Consider the following 23,245-nt stretch of genomic DNA (forward strand, 5'->3'; position numbering starts at 1 on the left):
ACAAAGGTTGATCCCGCATCGCAACAAAGCAGCAAAAAGGCCGGCAAAAGCCGGCCTTTTCATTGTCCTCGGTATTCCTACGGATGAACGATCATTCCGCGGGCGGCAGCGCAGGAAGCTCGGCTTCCGGCGCCGGCGACACGACGGCGGCCTGCTTCTCGCGCTCGTCCAGGATCAGCTTGTCGCGCTTCATGGCGACTTCGCGGATCTTGGCCATGGAGGCGCCGGTGCCCGCCGGGATCAGCCGGCCGACGATGACGTTCTCCTTGAGGCCTTCGAGCGGATCGATCTTGCCGTTGACCGCCGCCTCGGTGAGGACGCGGGTGGTCTCCTGGAACGATGCCGCCGAGAAGAAGGAGCGGGTCTGGAGGCTCGCCTTGGTGATGCCGAGCAGAACCGGCGTTCCCGTGGCGGGCTTCTTGCCCTCTTCCTTGGCCTTCACGTTCAGCGCGTCGAACTCGATCTTGTCGACCTGCTCGCCGGAGATCATGTCCGTGTCGCCCTGGTCGGTGATTTCCACCTTCTGGAGCATCTGACGGACAATCACCTCGATGTGCTTGTCGTTGATGAGCACGCCCTGCAGCCGGTAGACCTCCTGGATCTCGTTGACCAGATAGGCAGCGAGCTCCTCGATGCCCTTGACCGCGAGGATGTCGTGCGGCGCCGGGTTGCCTTCCACGATGAAGTCGCCCTTTTCGACGACGTCGCCGTCCTGAAGGTGGATGTGCTTGCCCTTCGGGATCAGGTACTCGCGCGGCTCGTCGGTCTTGTCCATGGGCTCGATCGAGATGCGACGCTTGTTCTTGTAGTCGCGCCCGAACCGGATGGTGCCCGCGATTTCGGCGATGATCGCCGCATCCTTCGGGCGCCGAGCCTCGAACAGTTCCGCCACCCGCGGCAGACCGCCGGTGATGTCACGCGTCTTGGCGCTTTCGGTCGAGACACGGGCGAGGATGTCGCCCGGCTGGACCTTGGCTCCGATGTCGACCGAGAGAATGGCGTCGACCGACAGCATGTAGCGGGCATCGCCGCCACGGGCGAGCTTGAGCACCTTGCCGTCCTTGCCCTTCACCACGATGGCCGGACGCAGGTCCGAGCCGCCGCGCGTCGAACGCCAGTCGATGACCACGCGCTTGGCGATACCGGTGGCCTCGTCGAGCGTTTCCGAGATCGACTGCCCCTCGACCAGATCCTCGAAGCCGATGGTTCCTTCGACCTCGGTGAGCAGCGGACGGGTGTAGGGATCCCATTCGACGATGCGCTGGCCGCGCTTGACCATGTCGCCCTCGTCGACGTGCAGACGCGAACCGTACTGGATACGGTGCGTCGCACGCTCGGTGCCGTCGGCATCGACGATCGCGACAACCATGTTGCGCACCATCGCGATAAGGTGACCTTCGCTGTTGCGGGCGATGGCCTTGTTCCTGATCACGATCTTGCCGTCGAAGTTGGCTTCGACGAAGGACTGCTCGTTGAGCTGCGCCGCACCGCCGATGTGGAAGGTGCGCATGGTGAGCTGGGTGCCCGGCTCGCCGATCGACTGCGCCGCGATGACGCCAACCGCTTCGCCATGGTTGACCGGCGTGCCGCGGGCGAGGTCGCGGCCGTAGCACTTGCCGCAGATGCCGTTGACGAGCTCGCAGGTCAGCGCCGAGCGGATCTTCACCTCCTGGATGCCGGCCTGATGGATGGCATCCACGTGGCTCTCTTCCATCAGCGTATCGCGCTTGACGATCACCTGGCCCGAGCTGTCACGCACGTCTTCGCAGGCCGTGCGTCCGAGGATGCGCGAGCCGAGCGAGGCGACCACGGTACCGGCGTCGACGATGGCGCGCATCTTGATGCCGAGCTTGGTGCCGCAGTCGCTCTGCGTGATGATGCAGTCCTGCGCCACGTCGACGAGACGACGGGTCAGGTAGCCGGAGTTCGCGGTCTTCAACGCGGTGTCCGCGAGGCCCTTGCGGGCGCCGTGGGTCGAGTTGAAGTACTCGAGCACCGAGAGGCCTTCCTTGAAGTTCGAGATGATCGGCGTCTCGATGATCTCGCCCGACGGCTTGGCCATCAGGCCGCGCATGCCGGCGAGCTGGCGCATCTGGGCCGGCGAACCGCGGGCACCGGAGTGAGCCATCATATAGATCGAGTTGATGTCGGCATCGGCCCCGCTCGCCGTCTTCTTGGTGGCGGAGATCTCCTTCATCATCGCCTTGGCGATTTCTTCCGTCGCCTTCGACCAGGCGTCGACCACCTTGTTGTACTTCTCGCCGTGGGTGATCAGGCCGTCGTTGTACTGCTGCTCGAAATCCTTCGCCAGCGTACGGGTGGTGTCGACGATCTTCCACTTGCCGTGCGGCACGACCATGTCGTCCTTGCCGAACGAGATGCCGGCCTTGAACGCGTTGTAGAAGCCGAGCGCCATGATGCGGTCGCAGAAGATCACCGTCTCCTTCTGGCCGCAGTGGCGGTAGACCTGGTCGATGACGCCGGAGATCTCGCGCTTGGTCATCAGCTTGTTGATGATCTCGTAGGAGATGCGCGGGTTCTTCGGCAGCAGATTGCCGAGCATGACGCGGCCGGCGGTGGTCTCGATCCAGCGCTTGGAGACCTTGCCGGTCTCGTCCATGCCTTCCCACCGGTACTTGATCTTGGTGTGGAGGTGGATGACCTTCGCGTGCAGCGCATGCTCGAGCTCGGCCATGTCGCCGAACACCTTGCCCTCGCCGGGCAGGCCTTCGCGCATGATCGAGACGTAGTACAGACCGAGCACGATGTCCTGCGACGGCACGATGATCGGCTGGCCGTTCGCGGGATGCAGGATGTTGTTGGTCGACATCATCAGGACGCGCGCTTCCAGCTGCGCTTCGAGCGACAGCGGAACGTGCACGGCCATCTGGTCGCCGTCGAAGTCGGCGTTGAACGCGGAGCAGACCAGCGGGTGAAGCTGGATCGCCTTGCCCTCGATCAGCACGGGCTCGAATGCCTGAATGCCGAGGCGGTGCAGCGTCGGGGCGCGGTTGAGCAGCACCGGATGCTCGCGGATCACCTCGTCCAGGATGTCCCAGACCTCGGGCCGTTCCTTCTCGACCAGCTTCTTGGCCTGCTTCACGGTGGTGGACAGGCCCTTGGCGTCGAGCCGCGAATAGATGAACGGCTTGAACAGCTCGAGCGCCATCTTCTTCGGCAGGCCGCACTGATGCAGGCGCAGCTCGGGACCGACCACGATCACCGAACGGCCCGAATAGTCGACGCGCTTGCCGAGCAGGTTCTGGCGGAAGCGGCCCTGCTTGCCCTTGAGCATGTCGGCGAGCGACTTCAGCGGACGCTTGTTGGCGCCGGTGATGACGCGGCCGCGGCGGCCGTTGTCGAACAGCGCATCGACCGCTTCCTGAAGCATGCGCTTCTCGTTGCGGATGATGATGTCGGGCGCGCGCAGCTCCATCAGCCGCTTCAAGCGGTTGTTGCGGTTGATGACGCGGCGATAGAGGTCGTTGAGATCAGAGGTCGCGAAACGGCCGCCGTCCAGCGGCACCAGCGGACGCAGGTCCGGCGGAATCACCGGGATCACGGTCATGATCATCCATTCCGGCTTGTTGCCGGAATGGCGGAACGCTTCCACGATCTTCAGACGCTTGGCGAGCTTCTTGTGCTTGATGTCGGAGTCGGTCTCCTGCATCTCGGCACGCAGCGAGGCCTCGAGCTTCTCGAGGTCCATGCCCTTGAGCAGCTCGCGGATCGCCTCGGCGCCGATCATGGCGGTGAAGCTGTCCTGGCCGTACTCGTCCTGCGCCTTCAGATACTCGTCTTCCGACAGCAGCTGACGGTCCTTCAGCGCGGTGAGGCCCGGCTCGAGCACGACGTAATATTCGAAGTAGAGGATCCGCTCGAGATCCTTCAGCGTCATGTCGAGCAGGAGGCCGATGCGCGAGGGCAGCGACTTCAGGAACCAGATATGCGCGACGGGGGCTGCGAGTTCGATATGACCCATGCGCTCGCGCCGGACGCGCGACAGCGTGACCTCGACCGAGCACTTCTCGCAGATGATGCCCTTGTACTTCATGCGCTTGTACTTGCCGCACAAGCACTCGTAGTCCTTGATCGGCCCGAAGATGCGGGCGCAGAACAGGCCGTCGCGCTCGGGCTTGAAGGTACGATAGTTGATGGTCTCCGGCTTCTTGATCTCGCCGTAGGACCAGGACAGAATCTTCTCTGGAGACGCGATCGAGATCCGGATCTGGTCGAAGACCTGAGCCGGCGTCGTCGGGTTGAAGAGATTCATAATTTCTTGGTTCATCGTCTTCTCCTCGCGTGCCGGTCGCCTCCGGCCGCAAATTCGAAAATCACTTCTGCATGGCGCCCTGCCCTCAAGGCCTCGGGCGGGGCGCCGATGCCCGGCCGCGAAGGCCGGGCATGACAGGTCGAATTACTCGGCCGCTTCCGACGTCGGCGCCGGTCCCATCTTGGAGTTGTGCAGGTCGACGTTGAGGCCGAGCGAGCGCATTTCCTTGACCAGCACGTTGAACGATTCCGGAATACCGGCCTCGAACGTGTCGTCGCCGCGCACGATCGCCTCGTACACCTTGGTACGGCCGGCGACGTCGTCCGACTTCACCGTCAGCATCTCCTGGAGCGTGTACGCCGCGCCGTAAGCCTCGAGCGCCCACACCTCCATTTCGCCGAAGCGCTGGCCGCCGAACTGCGCCTTGCCGCCCAGCGGCTGCTGGGTGACGAGCGAGTACGGACCGATCGAACGCGCATGGATCTTGTCGTCGACCAGATGGTGCAGCTTGAGCATGTAGATGTAGCCCACCGTCACCTTGCGATCGAACGGATCGCCGGTGCGGCCGTCATAGACGGTCGACTGACCCGAAGCGTCGAGACCAGCAAGCTTCAGCATCTCCTCGATATCGGCTTCCTTGGCGCCGTCGAACACCGGGGTTGCGATCGGCACGCCGCGGCTGAGGTTATGGCCGAGTTCGAGCAGCTCGTTGTCGTTGAGCGACTTGATCGTCTCGTCCTCGCCGTAGACCTTCTTCAAGGTCTCCTTCAGCGGCTTGATGTCCTGCTTCGACAGGTACGCATCGACGGTCTGGCCGATACGCTTGCCGAGGCCGGCGCAGGCCCAGCCGAGATGGGTCTCGAGGATCTGTCCGACGTTCATGCGCGAAGGCACGCCGAGCGGATTGAGCACGATGTCGGCATGCGTGCCGTCTTCGAGGAACGGCATGTCCTCGATCGGCACGATCTTCGACACCACGCCCTTGTTGCCGTGGCGGCCGGCCATCTTGTCGCCGGGCTGGATCTTGCGCTTCACCGCGACGAAGACCTTGACCATCTTCATCACGCCGGGCGGCAATTCGTCACCGCGCTGAAGCTTCTCGACCTTGTCGAGGAAGCGCTGTTCCAGTCCCTTCTTCGACTCGTCGTACTGCTTCCGCATGGCCTCGATCTCGGCCATCAGCTTGTCGTTCGGCGAAGCGAACAGCCACCATTGCGACTTCGGATACTCCTCGAGCACCGCACGGGTGATCTTGGTGTCCTTCTTGAAGCCCTTGGGACCTGCAATGCCCTGCCGTCCCTCGAGCAGCTCGGCAAGACGGTTGTAGACGTTGCGGTCCAGGATCGCCTGCTCGTCATCGCGGTCCTTGGCGAGACGCTCGATCTCCTCCCGCTCGATCGCCAGCGCACGCTCGTCCTTGTCGACGCCGTGGCGGTTGAACACGCGCACTTCGACGATGGTGCCCTGCACGCCCGGGGGAACGCGCAGCGAGGTGTCGCGGACGTCGGAGGCCTTCTCGCCGAAGATGGCGCGCAGCAGCTTCTCTTCCGGCGTCATCGGGCTTTCGCCCTTCGGCGTGATCTTGCCGACCAGGATGTCGCCGGCGCGCACTTCCGCGCCGATGTAGACGATACCGGCTTCGTCGAGGTTCTTCAGCGCTTCTTCCGAGACGTTCGGAATGTCGCGGGTGATTTCCTCAGGTCCGAGCTTGGTGTCGCGGGCCATCACCTCGAACTCCTCGATGTGGATCGAGGTGAAGACGTCCTCCTTCACAATCCGCTCGGAGAGCAGGATCGAGTCTTCGAAGTTGTAGCCGTTCCACGGCATGAACGCGACCAGCACGTTGCGGCCGAGCGCGAGCTCGCCGAGATCGGTCGAAGGACCGTCGGCGATGATGTCGCCCTTCCTGACGACGTCGCCGACCTTCACCAGCGGACGCTGGTTGATGCAGGTCGACTGGTTCGAGCGCTGGTACTTCATGAGGCGGTAGATATCGACGCCCGACTTGGTCGGATCGAGATCTTCCGTGGCGCGGATGACGACGCGGGTCGCATCGATCTGGTCGATCACGCCCGAACGGCGCGCCGCGATCGCAGCGCCCGAGTCACGGGCAACCACGCCCTCCATGCCGGTGCCGACAAACGGCGCCTCGGCGCGAACCAGCGGCACCGCCTGGCGCTGCATGTTCGAGCCCATCAGCGCGCGGTTGGCGTCGTCATTCTCGAGGAACGGGATCAGCGCCGCGGCGACCGAAACGAGCTGCTTCGGCGACACGTCCATGTAGTCGACCTTGTCGGGCGTCATCGGCACGACGTCGCGGGTGCCGCTCGAACGGCAGACCACGAGGTCTTCGGTGAAGCGGCCCTTGGCGTCGACCGGCACGTTAGCCTGGGCCACGGAATAGCGCCCTTCCTCCATCGCCGACAGGTACACGACCTCGTCGGTGACACGGCCATCCTTGACCTTGCGATACGGCGTCTCGACGAAGCCGTACTTGTTCACGCGCGCGAAGGTCGCGAGCGAGTTGATCAGGCCGATGTTCGGACCTTCCGGCGTCTCGATCGGGCAGATGCGGCCGTAATGCGTCGGGTGCACGTCGCGCACCTCGAAGCCAGCGCGCTCGCGGGTGAGACCGCCCGGTCCGAGCGCCGAGAGGCGGCGCTTGTGGGTGATCTCGCTGAGCGGGTTGGTCTGGTCCATGAACTGCGAGAGCTGCGAGGAGCCGAAGAACTCGCGCACCGCGGCGGCGGCCGGCTTGGCGTTGATCAGGTCCTGCGGCATGACCGTGTCGATGTCGACCGAGGACATGCGCTCCTTGATCGCGCGCTCCATGCGCAACAGGCCGATGCGGTACTGGTTCTCCATGAGCTCGCCGACCGAACGCACGCGGCGGTTGCCGAGATGGTCGATGTCGTCGATCTCGCCCTTGCCGTCGCGCAGATCCACCAGCGTCTTGATGACGGAGAGGATGTCCTCCTTGCGCAGCGTGCGCTGGGTGTCGGGCGCATCGAGGTCGAGGCGCATGTTCATCTTGACGCGGCCGACCGCGGAGAGGTCGTAGCGCTCGGCGTCGAAGAACAGCGACTGGAACATGGCCTGCGCCGATTCCAGCGTCGGCGGCTCGCCCGGACGCATCACGCGGTAGATGTCGAACAGCGCGTCCTCGCGCGTCATGTTCTTGTCGGCCGAGAGCGTGTTGCGGATGTAGGGGCCGACATTGACGTGGTCGATGTCGAGCAGCGGCAGCTCTTTGTAGCCCTGCTCGTTGAGCGCCTTCATCAGCTTGTCGGTGATCTCCTCACCGGCCTCGGCGTGGATCTCACCGGTCTTGGGGTTGACGAGATCCTCGGCGACGTAGTTGCCGACCAGCTCCTCGTCGGCCATGCGCAGCGCCTTCAGCCCCTTCTCCTGGAGCTGGCGGGCGGCGCGGACGGTGAGCTTCTTGCCGGCCTCGAGCACGACCTTGCCGGTGTCGGCATCGATCAGGTCGTTGACCGTGGAGTAGCCGCGGAAGCGGTTGGCGTCGAACGGAACGCGCCAGCCTTCCTTGGTCCGCTTGTAGAGAATCTTCTTGTAGAACGTGGACAGGATCGCCTCGCCGTCGAGGCCGAGGGCGAACATCAGCGACGTCACCGGAATCTTGCGGCGACGGTCGATACGCGCATAGACGATGTCCTTGGCGTCGAACTCGATGTCGAGCCAGGAACCGCGATAGGGGATGACGCGGGCGGCGAACAGCAGCTTGCCCGAGGAATGGGTCTTGCCCTTGTCGTGGTCGAAGAACACGCCGGGCGAACGGTGCATCTGCGAGACGATGACGCGCTCGGTGCCGTTGACGATGAAGGTGCCGTTCATCGTCATGAGCGGGATGTCGCCCATGTAGACGTCCTGCTCCTTGATGTCCTTCACCGACTTCGCGCCGGTTTCCTCGTCGATATCGAACACGATGAGGCGCAGCGTCACCTTGAGGGGCGCAGCGAAGGTCATGCCGCGCTGGCGGCACTCGTCGACGTCGTATTTCGGCTGCTCGAACTCGTAGCGGACGAATTCCAGCATCGAGGTGCCGGAGAAGTCGGAGATCGGAAACACCGAGCGGAACACCGCCTGCAGACCCTCGTCGAGACGTCCGCCCTGGGGTTCGTCCACCATCAGGAACTGGTCATAGGACGCCTTCTGAACCTCGATGAGGTTCGGCATCTCGGCGACTTCCTTGATGTGTCCGAAGAACTTGCGAACGCGTTTGCGACCGGTGAATGTCTGCTGCGCCATGGTGGCCTCTCATTTTCGTCGCCCGCCCTGGGCGCACCGTCCGGACCGCGGCTGCCACCGCTTTCCGGGTTGAATTTTCGAACCCGTCTTGGGGGGCCGGAGACGCAGTTTCAGGCGCCGATGTCCTGAATCTGTTCTTCAGACCTTCAAAACGCAAAACGACGCGCGGGGCGCAGATGCGCGCCCGCCCGTCACAACGATCATCTTCACGGACTGCAAAAGCCCGAAATAGCCTGCTCTCCCAACGGCTTACAGGGAAATCCGGCATCCCTGCCCACCGCGCTTTCGTGCTGCCGACCCGATATGGGGCGACAATAGTGCAGATTCGAGGGTCAAACCCTCAAATCCCCACACTTTTTCGTGTTTGGCCTGCGTCGGATCGTTCCGTCGCACGCCTTTTGCATTCCGGTCCACCCTCTCGAAGGGGGACCAGGATCCCGGGCAGAGCCGTTGCCCGCCCGGGATCCCGCCAGTAAGCAGTGCTTACTTGAGCTCGACCTTGGCGCCAGCCTTCTCGAGCTGGGCCTTGATCTTGTCGGCTTCGTCCTTGTTCACGCCTTCCTTCAGCGGCTTCGGAGCACCCTCGACGAGGTCCTTTGCTTCCTTCAGGCCGAGACCGGTGATGGCGCGGACTTCCTTGATGACCTCGATCTTCTTGTCGCCGGCGCTGGCGAGAACGACCGTGAACTCGGTCTTCTCTTCCGCCGGAGCGGCAGCACCGCCGCCGCCAGCGGCCGGGCCGGCCACGGCGACAGCCGCGGCAGCCGAAACGCCCCACTTCTCTTCGAGGAGCTTCGCGAGTTCGGCAGCTTCGAGCACGGTCAGGCTCGAGAGGTCGTCAACGATCTTCTGCAGGTCAGCCATTGTTCAGTTTCCTTAACTGTAAGTCTGGTTCGGGTTTGAGTTTTGCGAAGGGCGTCAGGCCGCTTCGCCCTTTGAGGCATGAGCCTGGATGACGCGCGCGAGCTTGCCCGCGGGCGCGTTGGCGAGCTGGGCCAGCTTGGTCGCCGGGGCCACGATGAGGCCGACGATCTTGCCGCGCAGTTCGTCAAGCGACGGCAGCGAGGCAAGCGCCTTCACGCCGTCGACATTCAGGACGGTCTTCCCCATCGATCCGCCGACGATGACGAACTTTTCGTTCGCCTTGGCGAATTCGATGGCGACCTTTGGCGCCGCTACCGGATCGTTCGAAGTCGCGATCACGGTCGGCCCCTTCAGCATGGGGCCGATGGCAACGACGTCAGTGCCTTCAAGAGCAATTTTGGCGAGACGGTTCTTCGAGACCTTCACCGCGGCACCCGCCTGCTTCATCTGCTGGCGCAGCTTCTGCATCTGGGCGACGGTGAGGCCGGAATATTGAGCAACGATCGCGACGCTCGTGGTCTTGAAGACCTCGTTGAGCTGTTCGACCGCTTCTTTTTTTGCCGCTCGTTCCACAGCAAGCTCTCTCCGGTTGGCGGTCATCGCGAGAAGCGGGACCGCCGGGTTGCACCCATCGTCCCGCCCAAACCTGAACCTCCGGGTCAAAAACCCATCGGACACGCCGGGCAAGACGACAATTCAAAGCCTGCCCTCCGGGAGCCCAAGGGCCCACGGCGTGTCGAGGTCCGAACCAGACCCGTTTCGCAAAACCAGCCCTTAAAGCTGGATGCGAAGTGAAATCCGGTCTTCACCCGTCTATGCAGGCCATGCGATTAAGCCGTTGAGGAATCGAGATTCCCCGCGGGCGCCTGCAGTCTTGGACAGGACGAGGTCAGCCGGCGAACCGCCCGACCTCTGCCCGCATCCCTGCCAAAAGACGGATCTTCCTTCCTTTTCGGGCAAATCCTCACGGACGTCCTGAAAAGGAATGATCTCCTGTCGTGTCGGGTTTTCGGAATGCGTGCACGAACGCGCCAGCAGAGGCCGGCACGTCCGGAGGCGGTTCTTAACCGCTCGGAGCCTGCTTGCCAAGAGCAAAATTCACACCAGTTCCAATCGATTGGCGGTTGGGCTTGAGATGGCCCAACAAGGGCCGATTCAGGCCGATTTGACCCGATACGGCAGCGGTTTGCCCTCGAAGAGCGCGGTCAGGTTGGCCAGCACGCAGTTCTGCATCGCGACGTGCGAATCCAGGGTGTGGCCGCCGATATGCGGGGCGAACACCACGTTGGGGAGTTCGGTCAGGGCGTCAGGCGCGTGCGGTTCCTTCTCGAAGACGTCGAGGCCCGCCCCCGCGATCGTCTTGTCGGTGAGCGCCGCGACCAGCGCCTTCTCGTCGATGACGGAGCCGCGGGAGATGTTGACGACGTAGCCCTCCGCCCCGAGGCGCCTGAGGATATCGGCGTTGACGGCATGTTGGGTCTCGGCCCCTGCCCGCACCGCGATCATCAGGACGCTGCACCAATCGGCGAGCGCCTCCAGGGTCTGAAAGTACTGATAGGGCAGATCATACCGGGTGCGGCTGAAATAGCCGACCTCGCTCTCGAAAGCAGCACAGCGCGCGGCGATTTTGCGGCCGATCTCACCCATGCCGTAGATGCCGATGCGGCGGCCGGGCATGCCGGCCTGGGGACGCATCATCGGCGACTGTTTCGAGGCCGCCCAATCGCCGCTGCGGACATATTGGTCGGCCACCAAAATCCGCCGCGTCGTCGCCAGCATCAAGGTCATCGCGATGTCGGCGACAGAAGCCGCATTGGCACCTGGGCTGTGACCGACCGCGATGTTCCGGCTGGCCGCCGCCTTCAAGTCGACGCCATCATAGCCAGTCCCATAGCAGACGATGGCGCGGAGCTTCGGAAACAGGTCCATCGCCTCCGCACCGAGTGGCGAGCCGCCAGCAGTCAGCAGTGCGCGGATGCCGCCCAGCTCCTCCGCCGGAAACACCTCCCGCACGGGCTTGCCGCCGGTGTCGAGCAGCTCGAACCGCTCGGCGAAGCGCGCCATCATCGACTTGGGAAAGCGCGAGTAGATCAGGACCTTGTCAGCCATTGTTGTTGTTTCCGAAGAGCGCCGCCACAAACGACGAGGGGCGGAATCGGTCGCCCGATCCCGCCCCTCGCCTCATGCAATTTCCAAACCTCAGCCGAGAATGGTGCCCGGCTCGACCTTCACGCCGGGGCCCATCGTCGAGGACACCGCAACGCGCTGGATGTAGGTGCCCTTGGAACCGGCCGGCTTCGCCTTGGAGACCGCGTCAGCCAGAGCCTTGATGTTCTCGACCAGCTTCTCCTCGGAGAACGAGGCCTTGCCGACGCCGGCCTGCAGGATGCCGGCCTTCTCGACGCGGAACTCGACCGAGCCGCCCTTGGCGCCCTTCACCGCACCGGTGACGTCCATGGTCACGGTACCGATCTTCGGGTTCGGCATCAGGCCGCGCGGGCCGAGCACCTTACCGAGGCGGCCGACCAGCGGCATCATGTCGGGGGTGGCGATACAGCGGTCGAAATCGATCGTGCCGTTCTGCACCTTCTCGACCAGGTCCTCGGCGCCGACCACGTCGGCACCGGCGGCCTTGGCTTCATCGGCCTTGGCGCCGCGGGCGAACACGCCGACGCGGAGCGTACGGCCGGTGCCGTTTGGCAGGGTCACGACACCGCGGACCATCTGGTCGGCGTGGCGCGGATCGACGCCGAGATTGATCGCGACCTCGATGGTCTCGTCGAACTTCGCTTTCGCGCGTTCCTTGACCATCTTGATGGCGTCCGCGAGCGGGTAAAGCTTTTCGCGGTCAATGCCTTCGCGGGCTTTGTTCAAACGCTTTCCGATTGCCATGGCCGCTTACCCCGCAACTTCCAGACCCATCGAACGGGCCGAGCCCTCGACCATCTTCATGGCCGATTCGATGGTGTCGCAATTCAAGTCCTTCATCTTCTTCTCGGCGATCTCGCGCACCTGCGCCTTGGTCACCTTGCCGGCCTTGTCGCGGCCCGGCGCCTTCGAGCCGGACTGGATTTTTGCAGCCTGCTTGAGGAAGTAGGACATCGGCGGCGTCTTCATCTCGAAGGTGAAGGAACGGTCCGCATAGATGGTGATGATCACCGGGATCGGGGTGTTCTTCTCTTCCTTCTGGGTCTGGGCGTTGAACGCCTTGCAGAACTCCATGATGTTGAGACCGCGCTGACCGAGCGCGGGACCGATCGGGGGCGAGGGATTCGCCGCGCCGGCCGGGACCTGAAGCTTCAGGTATCCGGTCACTTTCTTTGCCATGTATCACTCCTGTTGTGCCGGCAGGACCGGCGGTTTCAGGTTCGTGGTCTGGGTCGGATGCGGCTGGCAACCGCCCCTCCCTCCCACGGCCTCTTGTTGCGCGAGACCGAAGCCTCCCGCGTTACCCGATCAGACCTTCTCGACCTGACCGAATTCCAGCTCGACCGGCGTCGCACGGCCGAAGATCGACACGGCGACCTTCACGCGCGAGCGCGCCTCATCGATCTCCTCGACCACACCCGAGAACGAGGCGAACGGGCCGTCGGCCACGCGCACGTTCTCGCCGATCTCGAACGACACCGACGCCTTCGGCCGTTCCACGCCCTCCTGCACCTGGTGCAGGATGCGCATGGCCTCGGCTTCCGAGATCGGCATCGGCTTGTTCTCGGCGCCGAGGAAGCCCGTGACCTTCGGCGTGTTCTTGATCAGATGGAACGCCTCGTCGGTCAGCTTCATCTTCACCAGCACGTAGCCGGGGAAGAACTTGCGCTCGGCGTCGATCTTGCGGCCGCGGCGCACTTCCGTGACCTTCTCGGTTGGAACCAGCACCAGCTCGAACAGCTCCTCGAGCCCGCGCTGCTTGGCCTGCTCGCGGATCGATTCGGCGACCTTCTTCTCGAAGTTCGAATAGGCGTGGACGATGTACCAGCGCTTGTCGGACACTTGAGCGGTTGCTGTTGCCATCATTGAATGCCCAGGAGGAAGGTGACGAGGTAGCGAATGATCAGGTCGGCGGCGAAGAAGAAGATCGAAGCCACCGCGACCATGACGAACACCATGATGGTGGTGATCGTGGTCTCACGGCGGGTCGGCCAGGTGACCTTGGCAGTCTCCGAGCGCACTTCCTGCAAGAACTTGAACGGGCTGACTGCCATCGCTTGAGGTCCAGCGTCCGTCGACAGACGCAAATGAATTTCAGGGATCCGAACAGCCGCCGTTGGCCCAGCCCTCTGTCTCGAAGGATGAGCCGGAAACCGGGCTCGATTGTTCGGGGATTTCAAGGCCGCGCCGGAAATCCGCGTCTAACGGGCCGGCTGCGAGTGCCGGGTATCTACTGCGGATGCGGCCAAAGGTCAAGGTAGAGAGAGTTCGCCCGGGCAGGCCGCCCTCCCCCCGAGGGTCGTGCAGAGGCCATGTGGATCAAGGACTTGTCGACCGCCCGGAACGCGCCATCCCATCCCCGGCAAGGCTATCGGGAGCCGTCAGTCGGCCCGGTCGACCATGGAAATCCCCGGCAGCGGCACCACGAACTTCCCGCCTTCGGCGAAATAGCGGGCGTGCTTGGCCCGGATCGGGTCGACATAGCGCCAGGCGAAGACCACGACGAACGCGGGTTTGCGCTCGTAGAGAGCGGCAGGCGGCAGGATCGGGATGTCATAGCCGGGGCCCGCCATCACCTTCCCCTTGTTGGGATCGTCGTCCACCAGGAAGTCGATCTTGTTCTCCAGGCCGAACTGCGGCAGCAGCGTCGTGGTGCCCACCGAGACGCCATAGCCGGCGACCAGCTCACCGCGCGCATGGGCGGCATCTGCCATCGCGACCAATTCGTCACGGATGGCGGCGATCCTCTTCACGTACGGCACATAATAGGCCGGCTGATCGACGCCGAGCCGGTCTTCCTCGGCAACGAAACGCGCGACCTCGGCCGACGGTTTCTTGGCGCCGCCGGCGCGCTGCACGGTCACGCGGATCGAACCGCCCTTGGTCCAGATGTGCTGGACGTCGATCAGCTCCATGCCCAGCCGGGCGAAGAAACGGATCAGCGGCTTGATGTTAAAATACGACAGATGCTCGTGATAGACGGTATCGAGCAGGTTCTTCTCGGTGACGTCGACGCCGTATTGCGTTTCGAAGACGAACAATCCGTCCGGTGCGAGCACGTCGCGAACCCCGATCACCAGCGGATCCAGATTGTCGACATTGGCGATCATGTTGTTGGCGATCACGACGCTCGCCGCGCCATGGCTCTGCAGGATGCGGCGACCGACGGCATCGGTGAAGAAATCGCCGATGGTCTCGATGCCCGCCTCCGTGGCGCGCCGCGCGATGTCGACGGCGGGATCAACACCCAGCACCCGCATCCCCCGCTCCTTGAAGAAGCCGAGCAGCGATCCGTCATTGCTGCCGAGCTCGACCACCAGCGAACCCGGCGCAATGCCGAAACGGCTGACGACGTCGTCGGCATAGGTAGCGAAATGCTCGCGCAGGCCGAGCGAGAGCGAGGTGGTATAGACATAGTTTCGGTACTGGATCTCCGGATTGCCGACATGGAGGATCTGGAGGTGGCCGCAGTCCCGGCACAGATGCAGCGCCATCGGCACCGCAGCGCGGAACACGGGATCGTCGACGCTGGCGTTTGGCACCTGGAAGTTCGGCGTGCCGATCGGCATGCCTGCCATCGGAACGACCAGCTCTTGCTTGTCGGAATGACAGAGGCGGCAAGTATTGCGGACGTAGAACAGGTTTTTCATCGTGCAACCGAAGAATGAGATACGCGCGCGAGTGGGATAATCCCACCCTGTGAAGACCAGATCGGCAACGGGCTCAAGCGGGTCATGGGTGGCTAGAGGCCTCGTTGCCCAGCCCGTAGCCGGGCGCGTCCTCCGCTGCCTTGGCCACCTTGTCGGCCGAATACGAGCCGCGCTCCGGACTTGCCAGCCAGATTACGCCACCGACGAGCCCGATGATCACGCTAATGGCGCCCAGCAGGAGCGATACCGACAGCGCCTGCTCGGACGACACACCCGCCAGACCCAGGCAGGCGACCATCGCTCCCTCGCGAACGCCCCAGCCGCTGATCGAGATGGGGACCGCCGTCAACAGCACCACCGGCGGAATCAGAATGCCGGCGTCGAGGACAGAGAGCTGCGCTCCGACGCCGCGCGCCAAGGTGTAGCAGGCCGCGGCGGTGACGAGATGGATGAGGAGCGCCGATCCGAACAGCAGCGCACGGCGCTCGGACTGCAGGAGCAAAAACCTGACCAGCGTTCCGAACCGCACGAAGCTCGCGATCGCGGGAAGCGCAATGAAGCGTTTCGGCAGACGGTCGAGCGTCAACAGGACCAGCGTGCCGGCGACGCCGGCCACCGTCAGTCCGCCGATCGCCAGGATCGCAGCGTGATTCGACACGCGCGACAACAGAAACGGCAATCCGGCCACCATCAGCACGACCAGTCCGATCAATGCCGTGAAGCGGTCGGCTGCAACGCCCTTGACCGCCTCCGGCCACTGCACGCTGCGTTGACGCAGCAGCCAGATCCGCACCGCGTCACCGCCGACCGATGACGGCAACACCTGATTGAACCAGAGGCTGGTCATCAGTATCCGCCAGCCGGCGAGCCAATCCAGCGACACGCCGAGCGCGCGCATGATCAGCTCCCACCGGCCGTTGAGCACGAAGGTCTGGACGAAGATCAGCGCAAGCGCGACGACGAACAGGACCGGATCGACCGAGACGAGATGGTCGCGCAGCTGGCGCAGGTCGAGACCGCGCGCGATGTAGACCAGCACGGCGATCGACAGCAGCAGCTTCACCGAAAACAGGGCCGCATGCTTGAATCGCGACTGCATCGGATGCCCGCCTCAGGACGCCGGATATTCCGCACGACCGATGACGAGGTCGATTGCGGCCATCATCCAGAACTGGTGCGTGGTCTCGACAATGTTGTAGCTGCGGCTGTCGACCCAGAAATTGACGTCGCCGAGATTGCGCAGCGGATTGTCCGCGTTCATGCCCGACAACGTGATCACGTCGAGCTTCATCTTGCGCGCCTGCGTGACCGCGTTGAGGATGTTCTTCGAACGCCCCGACGAGCTGATCGCGACGAGGCAATCGCCGGCGCGCGCATTCAGCCGCACGGCGTGCGCGATCCAGTCCTCGAACCCGTAATCGTTGGCAAGGCACGACATCATGCTCGCATCGCTGAAGCAGAGAGCGGGCACCGACGCATTCTTCGCCAGATCGATCGCCAAATGCGAAGCGATGCCGGCTGACCCGCCGTTGCCGATGAAGATGACGCGACCGCCCTGCTCGCGCGTGCGTAACCAGGACGCGCGCGTCGCGGAGATCCTCGCAAAAATACCGTCGTCGACCGCCGTCGCGCGATGCAGGCGCCCCACGTAATCGTCGAGGAAAGCCTTGTGGTCGGGATCGACGGATTCGGCAGGCATGGGCTGACGGCTCGATTGCAACATTACCGGGTGATACCGGCTATTACCAAGGATTGCAAAGGTATAATACTTGCAAAGTTTGCGGGCGGCTGATAGTCGGCTTTTCGGGTTTCACTCAACATTGGCGAGCCTATTTCGCTGGGCATTCGCGTCACGGATGTTCCCTATGAAATGCATTGTTACTGGCGGCGCCGGGTTCATTGGAAGTCACCTCGTCGATCGCCTGCTCGATGACGGCCATGAGGTCATTGCGCTCGATAATTTCGTGATCGGACGCGCTGAAAACCTCGCCGCACGCGCCGGTTCGAGCCAGTTGAAGGTCGTGCGGGCGGACGTCACTGATCTGGACGCGATCAAACCGTATTTCCACGGGGTGGATTGGGTCTTCCATCTCGCCGCGCTGGCGGACATCGTACCCTCGATCGAATCGCCGATCCCCTATCATCGCGCCAATGTCGACGGCACGGTCAACGTTCTCGAAGCGGCGCGGCACGCGGGCGCCAGCCGCTTCATCTATGCGGCTTCCTCCTCCTGCTACGGCATTCCGGATGTCTATCCCACGCCGGAGAGTTCCGAGATCCGGCCGATGTATCCTTACGCGCTCACCAAGAATCTCGGTGAGCAATGCGTCATGCACTGGTGCCAGGTCTACAAGCTGCCCGCCGTGGCGCTGCGCCTGTTCAACGTGTTCGGACCGCGCCATCGCACCACCGGCACCTACGGCGCCGTGTTCGGCGTGTTCATGGCACAGAAGCTGGCGGGCAAGCCCTTCACGGTGGTCGGCGACGGCGAGCAGACGCGCGACTTCACCTTCGTCAGCGACGTCGCCGATGCCTTCGTGACCGCCGCGCGCTCCGACGTCTCGCACGAGATCTTCAATGTCGGCTCGGACAACACCTACAGCGTGAACCGCCTGGTCGAGCTCCTCGGCGGCGACAAGGTCCACATTCCCAAGCGCCCGGGCGAGCCCGATTGCACCTACGCCGACATCAGCAAGATCAAGCGGGTCCTGAAATGGGCGCCGAAGGTGAAGTTCGAGGACGGCGTTGCGACGATGTTGAGGTCGATGGACCAGTACAAGGACGCTCCGCTCTGGACGGTGGACAAGATCGCCGACGCCACCAAGGACTGGTTCAAATATCTCGGTGACGACAAGGTCACCCCGCAGAAGGCAAGCCGTTGAGCAGATTCGTTCACCCCCCAATTTTGCCGCCAGCCGATCACGTCCGGGCCGGCCAACTGAGACCGACCGGCGCCTTGGGTCATTCACATGGGTAATGCTGCGACAGACAGGCCGGCCGGCCATCCGGCACCGCACGAGAAGATCAAGACGATCGAGGAGCTCGGCGAGATTGCGCGCGCCGCGCAGGCTGAGGGCCTGACCGTTGCGCTCTGCCACGGCGTGTTCGATCTGGTGCATCTCGGTCACGTCCGGCACATCCTGGCAGCCCGCAACGAGGCCGACGTCGTCGTGGTGACCATCACCGCGGACCGTTACGTCAACAAGGGCCCGGGACGGCCGATCTTTCCGGAGAACATGCGCGCCGAGATGCTGGCCGCGCTCGGCACGGTCGACTGGGTCGGCATCAATCAGACCTCCAGCGCCGAGCCGGTCCTCGATACCGTGCGCCCTGACATCTACGTGAAGGGCTCGGACTACGAGAATCCCGAGGATGACGTGACCGGCAAGATCGCAGTGGAGCGCGAGGCGGTCGAGCGTCACGGCGGGCGCATCGTCTTCACGCGGGACGTGACGTTCAGCTCGTCGTCGCTGCTGAACCGTTATTTCGACATCTACGATCCGCCGCTGCGCGACTACCTCCAGAAGGTGCGCGATGGCGGCGGCGCCGAACGCCTGCTGAAGCTGATCGACAAGATCCAGGACATGCACGTCGTGCTGGTCGGCGACACCATCATCGACGAATACCAATACGTCACGGCGCTCGGGAAGGCCTCCAAGGAGAACATCGTCGCGACCCTGCTCAAGAACGGCGAGCAGTTTGCCGGCGGCGTCATTGCCGCGGCAAATCACGTCGCGAGCTTCTGCAAGTCGGTCGAGATCGTCACGACGCTCGGTGGCAACGACTACCCCGAAGAGTTCATTCGGGCGCATGCCCGCCCGAACGTAAAGCTCACGCCGATCCGCGTTCAGGGCCGTCCGACCACCCGCAAGCTGCGGTACGTCGAGATGGGCTATCTGCACAAGCTGTTCGAAGTCTATACGATGGACGACACGCCGCTCGACGAGGCCGCGCGCACGGAGATCGATCGCGTCACCGCCGAGCGCGTCCGCGGGGCCGACGTCGTCATCGTCACCGATTTCGGACACGGCATGATCGCATCCAGCACGATCGACGCCTTGATCGCGAATTCCAAGTTCCTGGCCGTCAACGCCCAGAGCAACAGCGGCAACCACGGCTACAACCTGATCACGAAGTATCCGCGGGCCGATTACATCTGCATCGACGCACCGGAAGCGCGCCTGGCCGCCACCGACAAGTTCAACGACATCGCATCGGTGATCGAGGGCGGCCTGCATCGCAAGATCGATTGCGACAACATGATCATCACGCACGGCTCCTTCGGCTGCTACCCCTTCTCGTCGAAGACCGGCGTTGCGCGCGTCCCTGCTTTCACCAAGACCGTCGTCGACACCGTCGGTGCGGGCGATGCCTTCCTGACAATCACGGCGCCGCTGGTGGCGGCCGGCGGCAACATCGAGGACGTCGCCTTCATCGGCAATGCGGCGGGCGCGATCAAGGTCGGCATCGTTGGCCACCGCAACTCGGTCGAGAAAGCGCCGTTGGTCAAGTTCGTCACCGCGTTGTTGAAGTAGCGCGATCGAAGAATCCGGAGAACGACAGTGATTGATCGGAAATGGAATGTGATGGTCACCGGTGGCGCCGGCTATGTCGGCAGCGTGCTGGTTCCGCAATTGCTTGCCGCGGGCCACAAGGTCACCGTGCTCGACTTGTTCATGTATGGCGAGGACGTCTTCGACGCCGTTCGTGACAATCCGAACCTCCGCCTGATCAAGGGCGACATCCGCGATGAGGCCGCGGTCAACGAGGCCCTGCGCGGCAACAACGCGGTGATCCACCTCGCCTGCATCTCCAACGATCCCTCGTTCGAGCTGGACCCGGCACTCGGCAAGTCCATCAACTACGACTGCTTCCGTCCGATGGTACGCGCCGCGAAGAAGGCGGGTATCAAGCGCTTCATCTACGCCTCCTCCTCGAGCGTCTACGGCATCAAGGATGAGGCCGAGGTGACCGAGGAGCTGTCCTGCGAGCCGCTCACCGACTACTCCAAGTTCAAGGCGATGTGCGAGACCGATCTTGCCGACGAGGCCGCGTCCGGCTTCGTCACCTGCACGGTTCGCCCCGCCACCGTCTGCGGCTACGCTCCGCGGCAGCGGCTCGACGTCGTCGTCAACATCCTGACCAATCTGGCCGTCAACACCGGCCGCATCCGCGTGTTCGGCGGAACGCAGAAGCGGCCCAATCTGCACATCCAGGACATGACGGCGGCCTATCTGTTCCTGCTGCAGCAGGATGATGCGAAGATCGACGGCAAGACCTACAACATCGGCTACGAAAACCACTCGCTGATGAAGATCGCCGACATCGTCAAATCGGTGGTCGGCAACAATGTCGACGTGGCCGTCGAGCCGACCGACGATCTCCGCTCCTACCACGTCTCGTCGGAGAAGATCCGCCGCGAGCTCGGCTTTGCGCCGACGCACACGATCGAGCAGGCCGTGTCAGGGCTCGTGGACGCCTTCAGGGCGGGCCGCCTGCCGAACTCACTCAACGATCCCAGGTATTTCAACATCAAGATGATGCAGAACATCAGCCTGAAGTGAGCGGCGTGCGGATCGGCATCGATTTCGACAACACGATCATCTGCTACGACAAGGTCTTTGCCGCGGCCGCGCGCCAGCGCGGGCTGGTGCCGGAGGGCTGGGACGGGCTGAAGACCGACGTGCGGGATTTCTTGCGATCCCGCGCCGGCGGCGAGCTTGCCTGGCAGGGGCTGCAGGGCTTCGTCTACGGCAAGGGAATCGGCGGCGCCGAGATCAACCCTGGCGTCCGCGAGTTCCTTGCCGCGTGCCGCAAGGCCGGCGCGAGCGTCCATATCGTCAGCCACAAGACGCAGTTCGGCCATCAGGATCCCGATCGGGTCGACTTGCGCGAGGCTGCGCGTGGCTGGCTGAAGAGCGCGGGCCTCATCGACACCGCCGACGCGGCGATCTCGGCGGGCAATGTCTATTTCGAGGACACGCTGGCGGCCAAGGTCGAGCGGTTGGCAAGCCTGCAGCTCGACATCTTCATTGACGATCTCGTCGACGTCTTCGAGCAGCCGCATTTTCCGAAGGCGACGCGATCGATCCTGTTCACGCAGTCGCGGCCGCCGCATCCCGCGCATTGCGAGCCGCTCGCGACCTGGGCCGATATCCACCGCGGAGTGTTCGGAGCATGAGCCAGTCGGACCTCAGCGCACAGGATGCGGTCTCGATCGGCAGCCGCCTCTCCGGGGCGCGGGTCGCGGCGGCGCAACCGGCGCGGGCCGGCGGCAACAACCGGGTGTTTCGGCTGGAGATGGCGGAAGGCCCGCCGATCGCCCTTAAGCACTATCCGTCCGACGGGCGCGATCGGCTGGGACAGGAATATGACGCGCTCTCGTTTCTCTCGCGCCACGGTATCAATGCGACGCCGCGGCCGATCGCGAAGGATCCGGCCGCGTTCTGTGCGCTGTATCAATGGTTAGACGGTGAACCCGCGGTCCTGCATCCGCAGCCCGACGACGCCGACCAGTTGGCCGATTTCCTGATCGAGCTGCAAAAGCTGCACGACGCTGAAGGCGCGCAGACTCTGCGGAATGCGTCGGCCAGCATCTTCTCGGCCGAGGCGGCCATCGCCCAGTACGAGCAACGCCTCGACGACCTGAGGCGGACTTCGGATGATCATCCGGATCTGCGCGCGTTCATGGACGGCAGCCTGGTTCCCACCGCTGCCGTCGCGATCCGGCAACTCCGTCGGCGCTATGCGGAACGGGGCCTGGATCCCGCCGCGGACCTTGCGCCCGCCCAACGTGCATTGAGCCCGTCGGATTGCGGACTACACAACGCACTGCGCACCGACGACGGCAAATTGCGCTTCATCGACTTCGAGTATTTCGGCTGGGACGACCCGGTCAAGCTCGTGTCCGACACCGCGATTCACCCCGGCAGCGGTCTGCCCGTGGCCGATGCGAACCGATTGATCGAGCGGCTCTCGCGCGCTTTCGCGGCTGGGGATGACGCGTTTGCGGTCCGCCTTGACGTACTGTATCCTGTGTTCGGGGCGATTTGGTGCCTGATTGTCCTGAATGCCTATTTGCCGGAAAGCCGCTCCCGGCGTGCCCTGGCTGCGCAAGGTGGCGATCTGACGGTCCGCCTTGCCCGCCAGCTCGACAAAGCCCGTCGGCTCCACCAAACGATTTGCCAACGTGATCCAGATCTCACCCCACGCTGAAGCTGCTCTCACCTGCACGCTGGACGAGCGGAGCCTCTATTTGCGCCGCCTGGTCCTCGGTTCTGTCCGCTCCGCGGGACGCGGCCATGTCGGGCCTGCCCTGTCGCTGATCGAGATGGTCCGCGTGCTCTACGACGACGTACTGCGGATCGACCCGAAGAACCCGGGCGATCCCGATCGCGACCGCGCCATCCTCAGCAAGGGACACGGATGTCTGGCGCTCTATGCGCTATTGGCCGACCGCGGCTTCTTCCCGCTGTCGGAGCTGGACGGCTTTTGCGGTCCCGACAGCATTCTGGGCGGACATCCCGAATACGGCATGGTGCCCGGCGTCGAGGCCTCGACCGGCGCGCTCGGACATGGCCTCTCGATCGGCGTCGGCCTTGCGCTCGCCGCCCGCATGCGCGAGCGCAGCTACCGCACCTTCGTGCTGCTCGGCGACGGCGAGATCAACGAGGGATCCGTGTGGGAAGCGGCGATGGGCGCAACCAAGCACGGCCTCGACAACCTCGTCGCGCTGATCGATTACAACAAGCTGCAGAGCTACGGCCCAACCGACTACGTGCTGCCGCTGGAGCCGCTCGCGGACAAATGGCGCAGCTTCGGCTTCGCCGTGCAGGAGGTCAACGGCCACGACGTCGGCGCACTGCGCACGGTCTTGAAGCAGCTCCCGGCCGTTGCCGGCAAGCCCACCGCCATCATCTGCCATACCGTCAAGGGCAAGGGTCTTCCGGCTGCGGAATCCAATGCCGATTGGCATCACAAGAACAAGCTGACCGACAGCGAGCTCGACGCCATTCGCGTCGCCGTCGGCGATTTTTGATCG

The 23,245-nt window shown here is 63.8% G+C and carries 18 protein-coding genes; 6 read left to right on the top strand and 12 right to left on the bottom strand.

Annotated features, from left to right (window positions below; all coding sequences use genetic code 11):
• Window positions 1-91 precede the first annotated feature (91 nt).
• The 12 genes from rpoC to I6F36_RS03780 form a co-directional block, all read right to left on the bottom strand.
• Entirely contained in the window at window positions 92-4,288 is a 4,197-nt protein-coding gene (gene rpoC, locus I6F36_RS03725) for a DNA-directed RNA polymerase subunit beta' (protein WP_036011015.1), read from the bottom strand.
• 129 nt (window positions 4,289-4,417) lie between these two features.
• Window positions 4,418-8,542, bottom strand: a complete 4,125-nt coding sequence (gene rpoB / locus I6F36_RS03730; protein ID WP_036027612.1) for a DNA-directed RNA polymerase subunit beta — start codon at window positions 8,540-8,542, stop codon at window positions 4,418-4,420.
• Between the two features lie 483 nt (window positions 8,543-9,025).
• Window positions 9,026-9,406 (bottom strand): 50S ribosomal protein L7/L12, encoded by a 381-nt coding sequence (gene rplL / locus I6F36_RS03735; protein ID WP_036027614.1) that lies wholly within the window; start codon window positions 9,404-9,406, stop codon window positions 9,026-9,028.
• Between the two features lie 54 nt (window positions 9,407-9,460).
• Window positions 9,461-9,979 (bottom strand): 50S ribosomal protein L10, encoded by a 519-nt coding sequence (rplJ, locus tag I6F36_RS03740; protein WP_036010998.1) that lies wholly within the window; start codon window positions 9,977-9,979, stop codon window positions 9,461-9,463.
• Window positions 9,980-10,561: 582 nt separating this feature from the next.
• The gene (locus tag I6F36_RS03745; RefSeq protein WP_225171034.1) at window positions 10,562-11,515 is read right to left on the bottom strand and encodes a 2-hydroxyacid dehydrogenase; all 954 of its coding nucleotides are present in this window, start codon (window positions 11,513-11,515) and stop codon (window positions 10,562-10,564) included.
• 90 nt (window positions 11,516-11,605) lie between these two features.
• Complete coding sequence (rplA, locus tag I6F36_RS03750; protein ID WP_025037003.1) at window positions 11,606-12,298, bottom strand: 50S ribosomal protein L1; 693 nt, start codon at window positions 12,296-12,298, stop codon at window positions 11,606-11,608.
• Window positions 12,299-12,304: 6 nt separating this feature from the next.
• Window positions 12,305-12,733 (bottom strand): 50S ribosomal protein L11, encoded by a 429-nt coding sequence (rplK, locus tag I6F36_RS03755; protein WP_011088164.1) that lies wholly within the window; start codon window positions 12,731-12,733, stop codon window positions 12,305-12,307.
• Between the two features lie 129 nt (window positions 12,734-12,862).
• Window positions 12,863-13,417 carry a transcription termination/antitermination protein NusG gene (nusG, locus tag I6F36_RS03760; RefSeq protein ID WP_018647229.1) on the bottom strand — a complete coding sequence of 185 codons (555 nt, stop codon included), beginning with the start codon at window positions 13,415-13,417 and terminating at the stop codon, window positions 12,863-12,865.
• Window positions 13,417-13,608, bottom strand: a complete 192-nt coding sequence (gene secE / locus I6F36_RS03765; RefSeq protein WP_036010992.1) for a preprotein translocase subunit SecE — start codon at window positions 13,606-13,608, stop codon at window positions 13,417-13,419. The genes nusG and secE overlap by 1 nt, the downstream gene beginning before the upstream one ends.
• A 327-nt stretch (window positions 13,609-13,935) precedes the next feature.
• A complete protein-coding gene (locus I6F36_RS03770) occupies window positions 13,936-15,204 on the bottom strand; it encodes a class I SAM-dependent methyltransferase (protein ID WP_036010990.1) in 1,269 nt (422 codons plus the stop codon).
• 82 nt (window positions 15,205-15,286) lie between these two features.
• Entirely contained in the window at window positions 15,287-16,303 is a 1,017-nt protein-coding gene (locus I6F36_RS03775) for a lysylphosphatidylglycerol synthase transmembrane domain-containing protein (protein ID WP_057029628.1), read from the bottom strand.
• A gap of 12 nt (window positions 16,304-16,315) precedes the next feature.
• Entirely contained in the window at window positions 16,316-16,903 is a 588-nt protein-coding gene (locus I6F36_RS03780; RefSeq protein ID WP_225113231.1) for an SIS domain-containing protein, read from the bottom strand.
• A gap of 166 nt (window positions 16,904-17,069) precedes the next feature.
• On the opposite strand from I6F36_RS03780, the gene I6F36_RS03785 reads away from it, so the two are divergent.
• The 6 genes from I6F36_RS03785 (at window position 17,070) to I6F36_RS03810 (ending at window position 23,242) form a co-directional block, all read left to right on the top strand.
• Window positions 17,070-18,086, top strand: a complete 1,017-nt coding sequence (locus I6F36_RS03785) for an SDR family oxidoreductase (protein ID WP_036041505.1) — start codon at window positions 17,070-17,072, stop codon at window positions 18,084-18,086.
• Window positions 18,087-18,173: 87 nt separating this feature from the next.
• Window positions 18,174-19,739, top strand: a complete 1,566-nt coding sequence (locus I6F36_RS03790; RefSeq protein WP_225171035.1) for a PfkB family carbohydrate kinase — start codon at window positions 18,174-18,176, stop codon at window positions 19,737-19,739.
• Window positions 19,740-19,766: 27 nt separating this feature from the next.
• The gene (locus tag I6F36_RS03795; RefSeq protein WP_036010979.1) at window positions 19,767-20,768 is read left to right on the top strand and encodes an NAD(P)-dependent oxidoreductase; all 1,002 of its coding nucleotides are present in this window, start codon (window positions 19,767-19,769) and stop codon (window positions 20,766-20,768) included.
• Between the two features lie 5 nt (window positions 20,769-20,773).
• Complete coding sequence (locus tag I6F36_RS03800; RefSeq protein ID WP_225113233.1) at window positions 20,774-21,385, top strand: hypothetical protein; 612 nt, start codon at window positions 20,774-20,776, stop codon at window positions 21,383-21,385.
• Window positions 21,382-22,419 (top strand): aminoglycoside phosphotransferase family protein, encoded by a 1,038-nt coding sequence (locus tag I6F36_RS03805; protein ID WP_225171036.1) that lies wholly within the window; start codon window positions 21,382-21,384, stop codon window positions 22,417-22,419. Before I6F36_RS03800 ends, I6F36_RS03805 begins: the two co-directional genes overlap by 4 nt.
• A complete protein-coding gene (locus I6F36_RS03810; RefSeq protein ID WP_081493800.1) occupies window positions 22,394-23,242 on the top strand; it encodes a transketolase in 849 nt (282 codons plus the stop codon). The genes I6F36_RS03805 and I6F36_RS03810 overlap by 26 nt, the downstream gene beginning before the upstream one ends.
• The last annotated feature ends 3 nt before the right edge of the window (window positions 23,243-23,245 follow it).

It is taken from the genome of Bradyrhizobium sp. BRP19, from assembly GCF_020194195.1.
GTDB classification, from domain to species: domain Bacteria; phylum Pseudomonadota; class Alphaproteobacteria; order Rhizobiales; family Xanthobacteraceae; genus Bradyrhizobium; species Bradyrhizobium yuanmingense.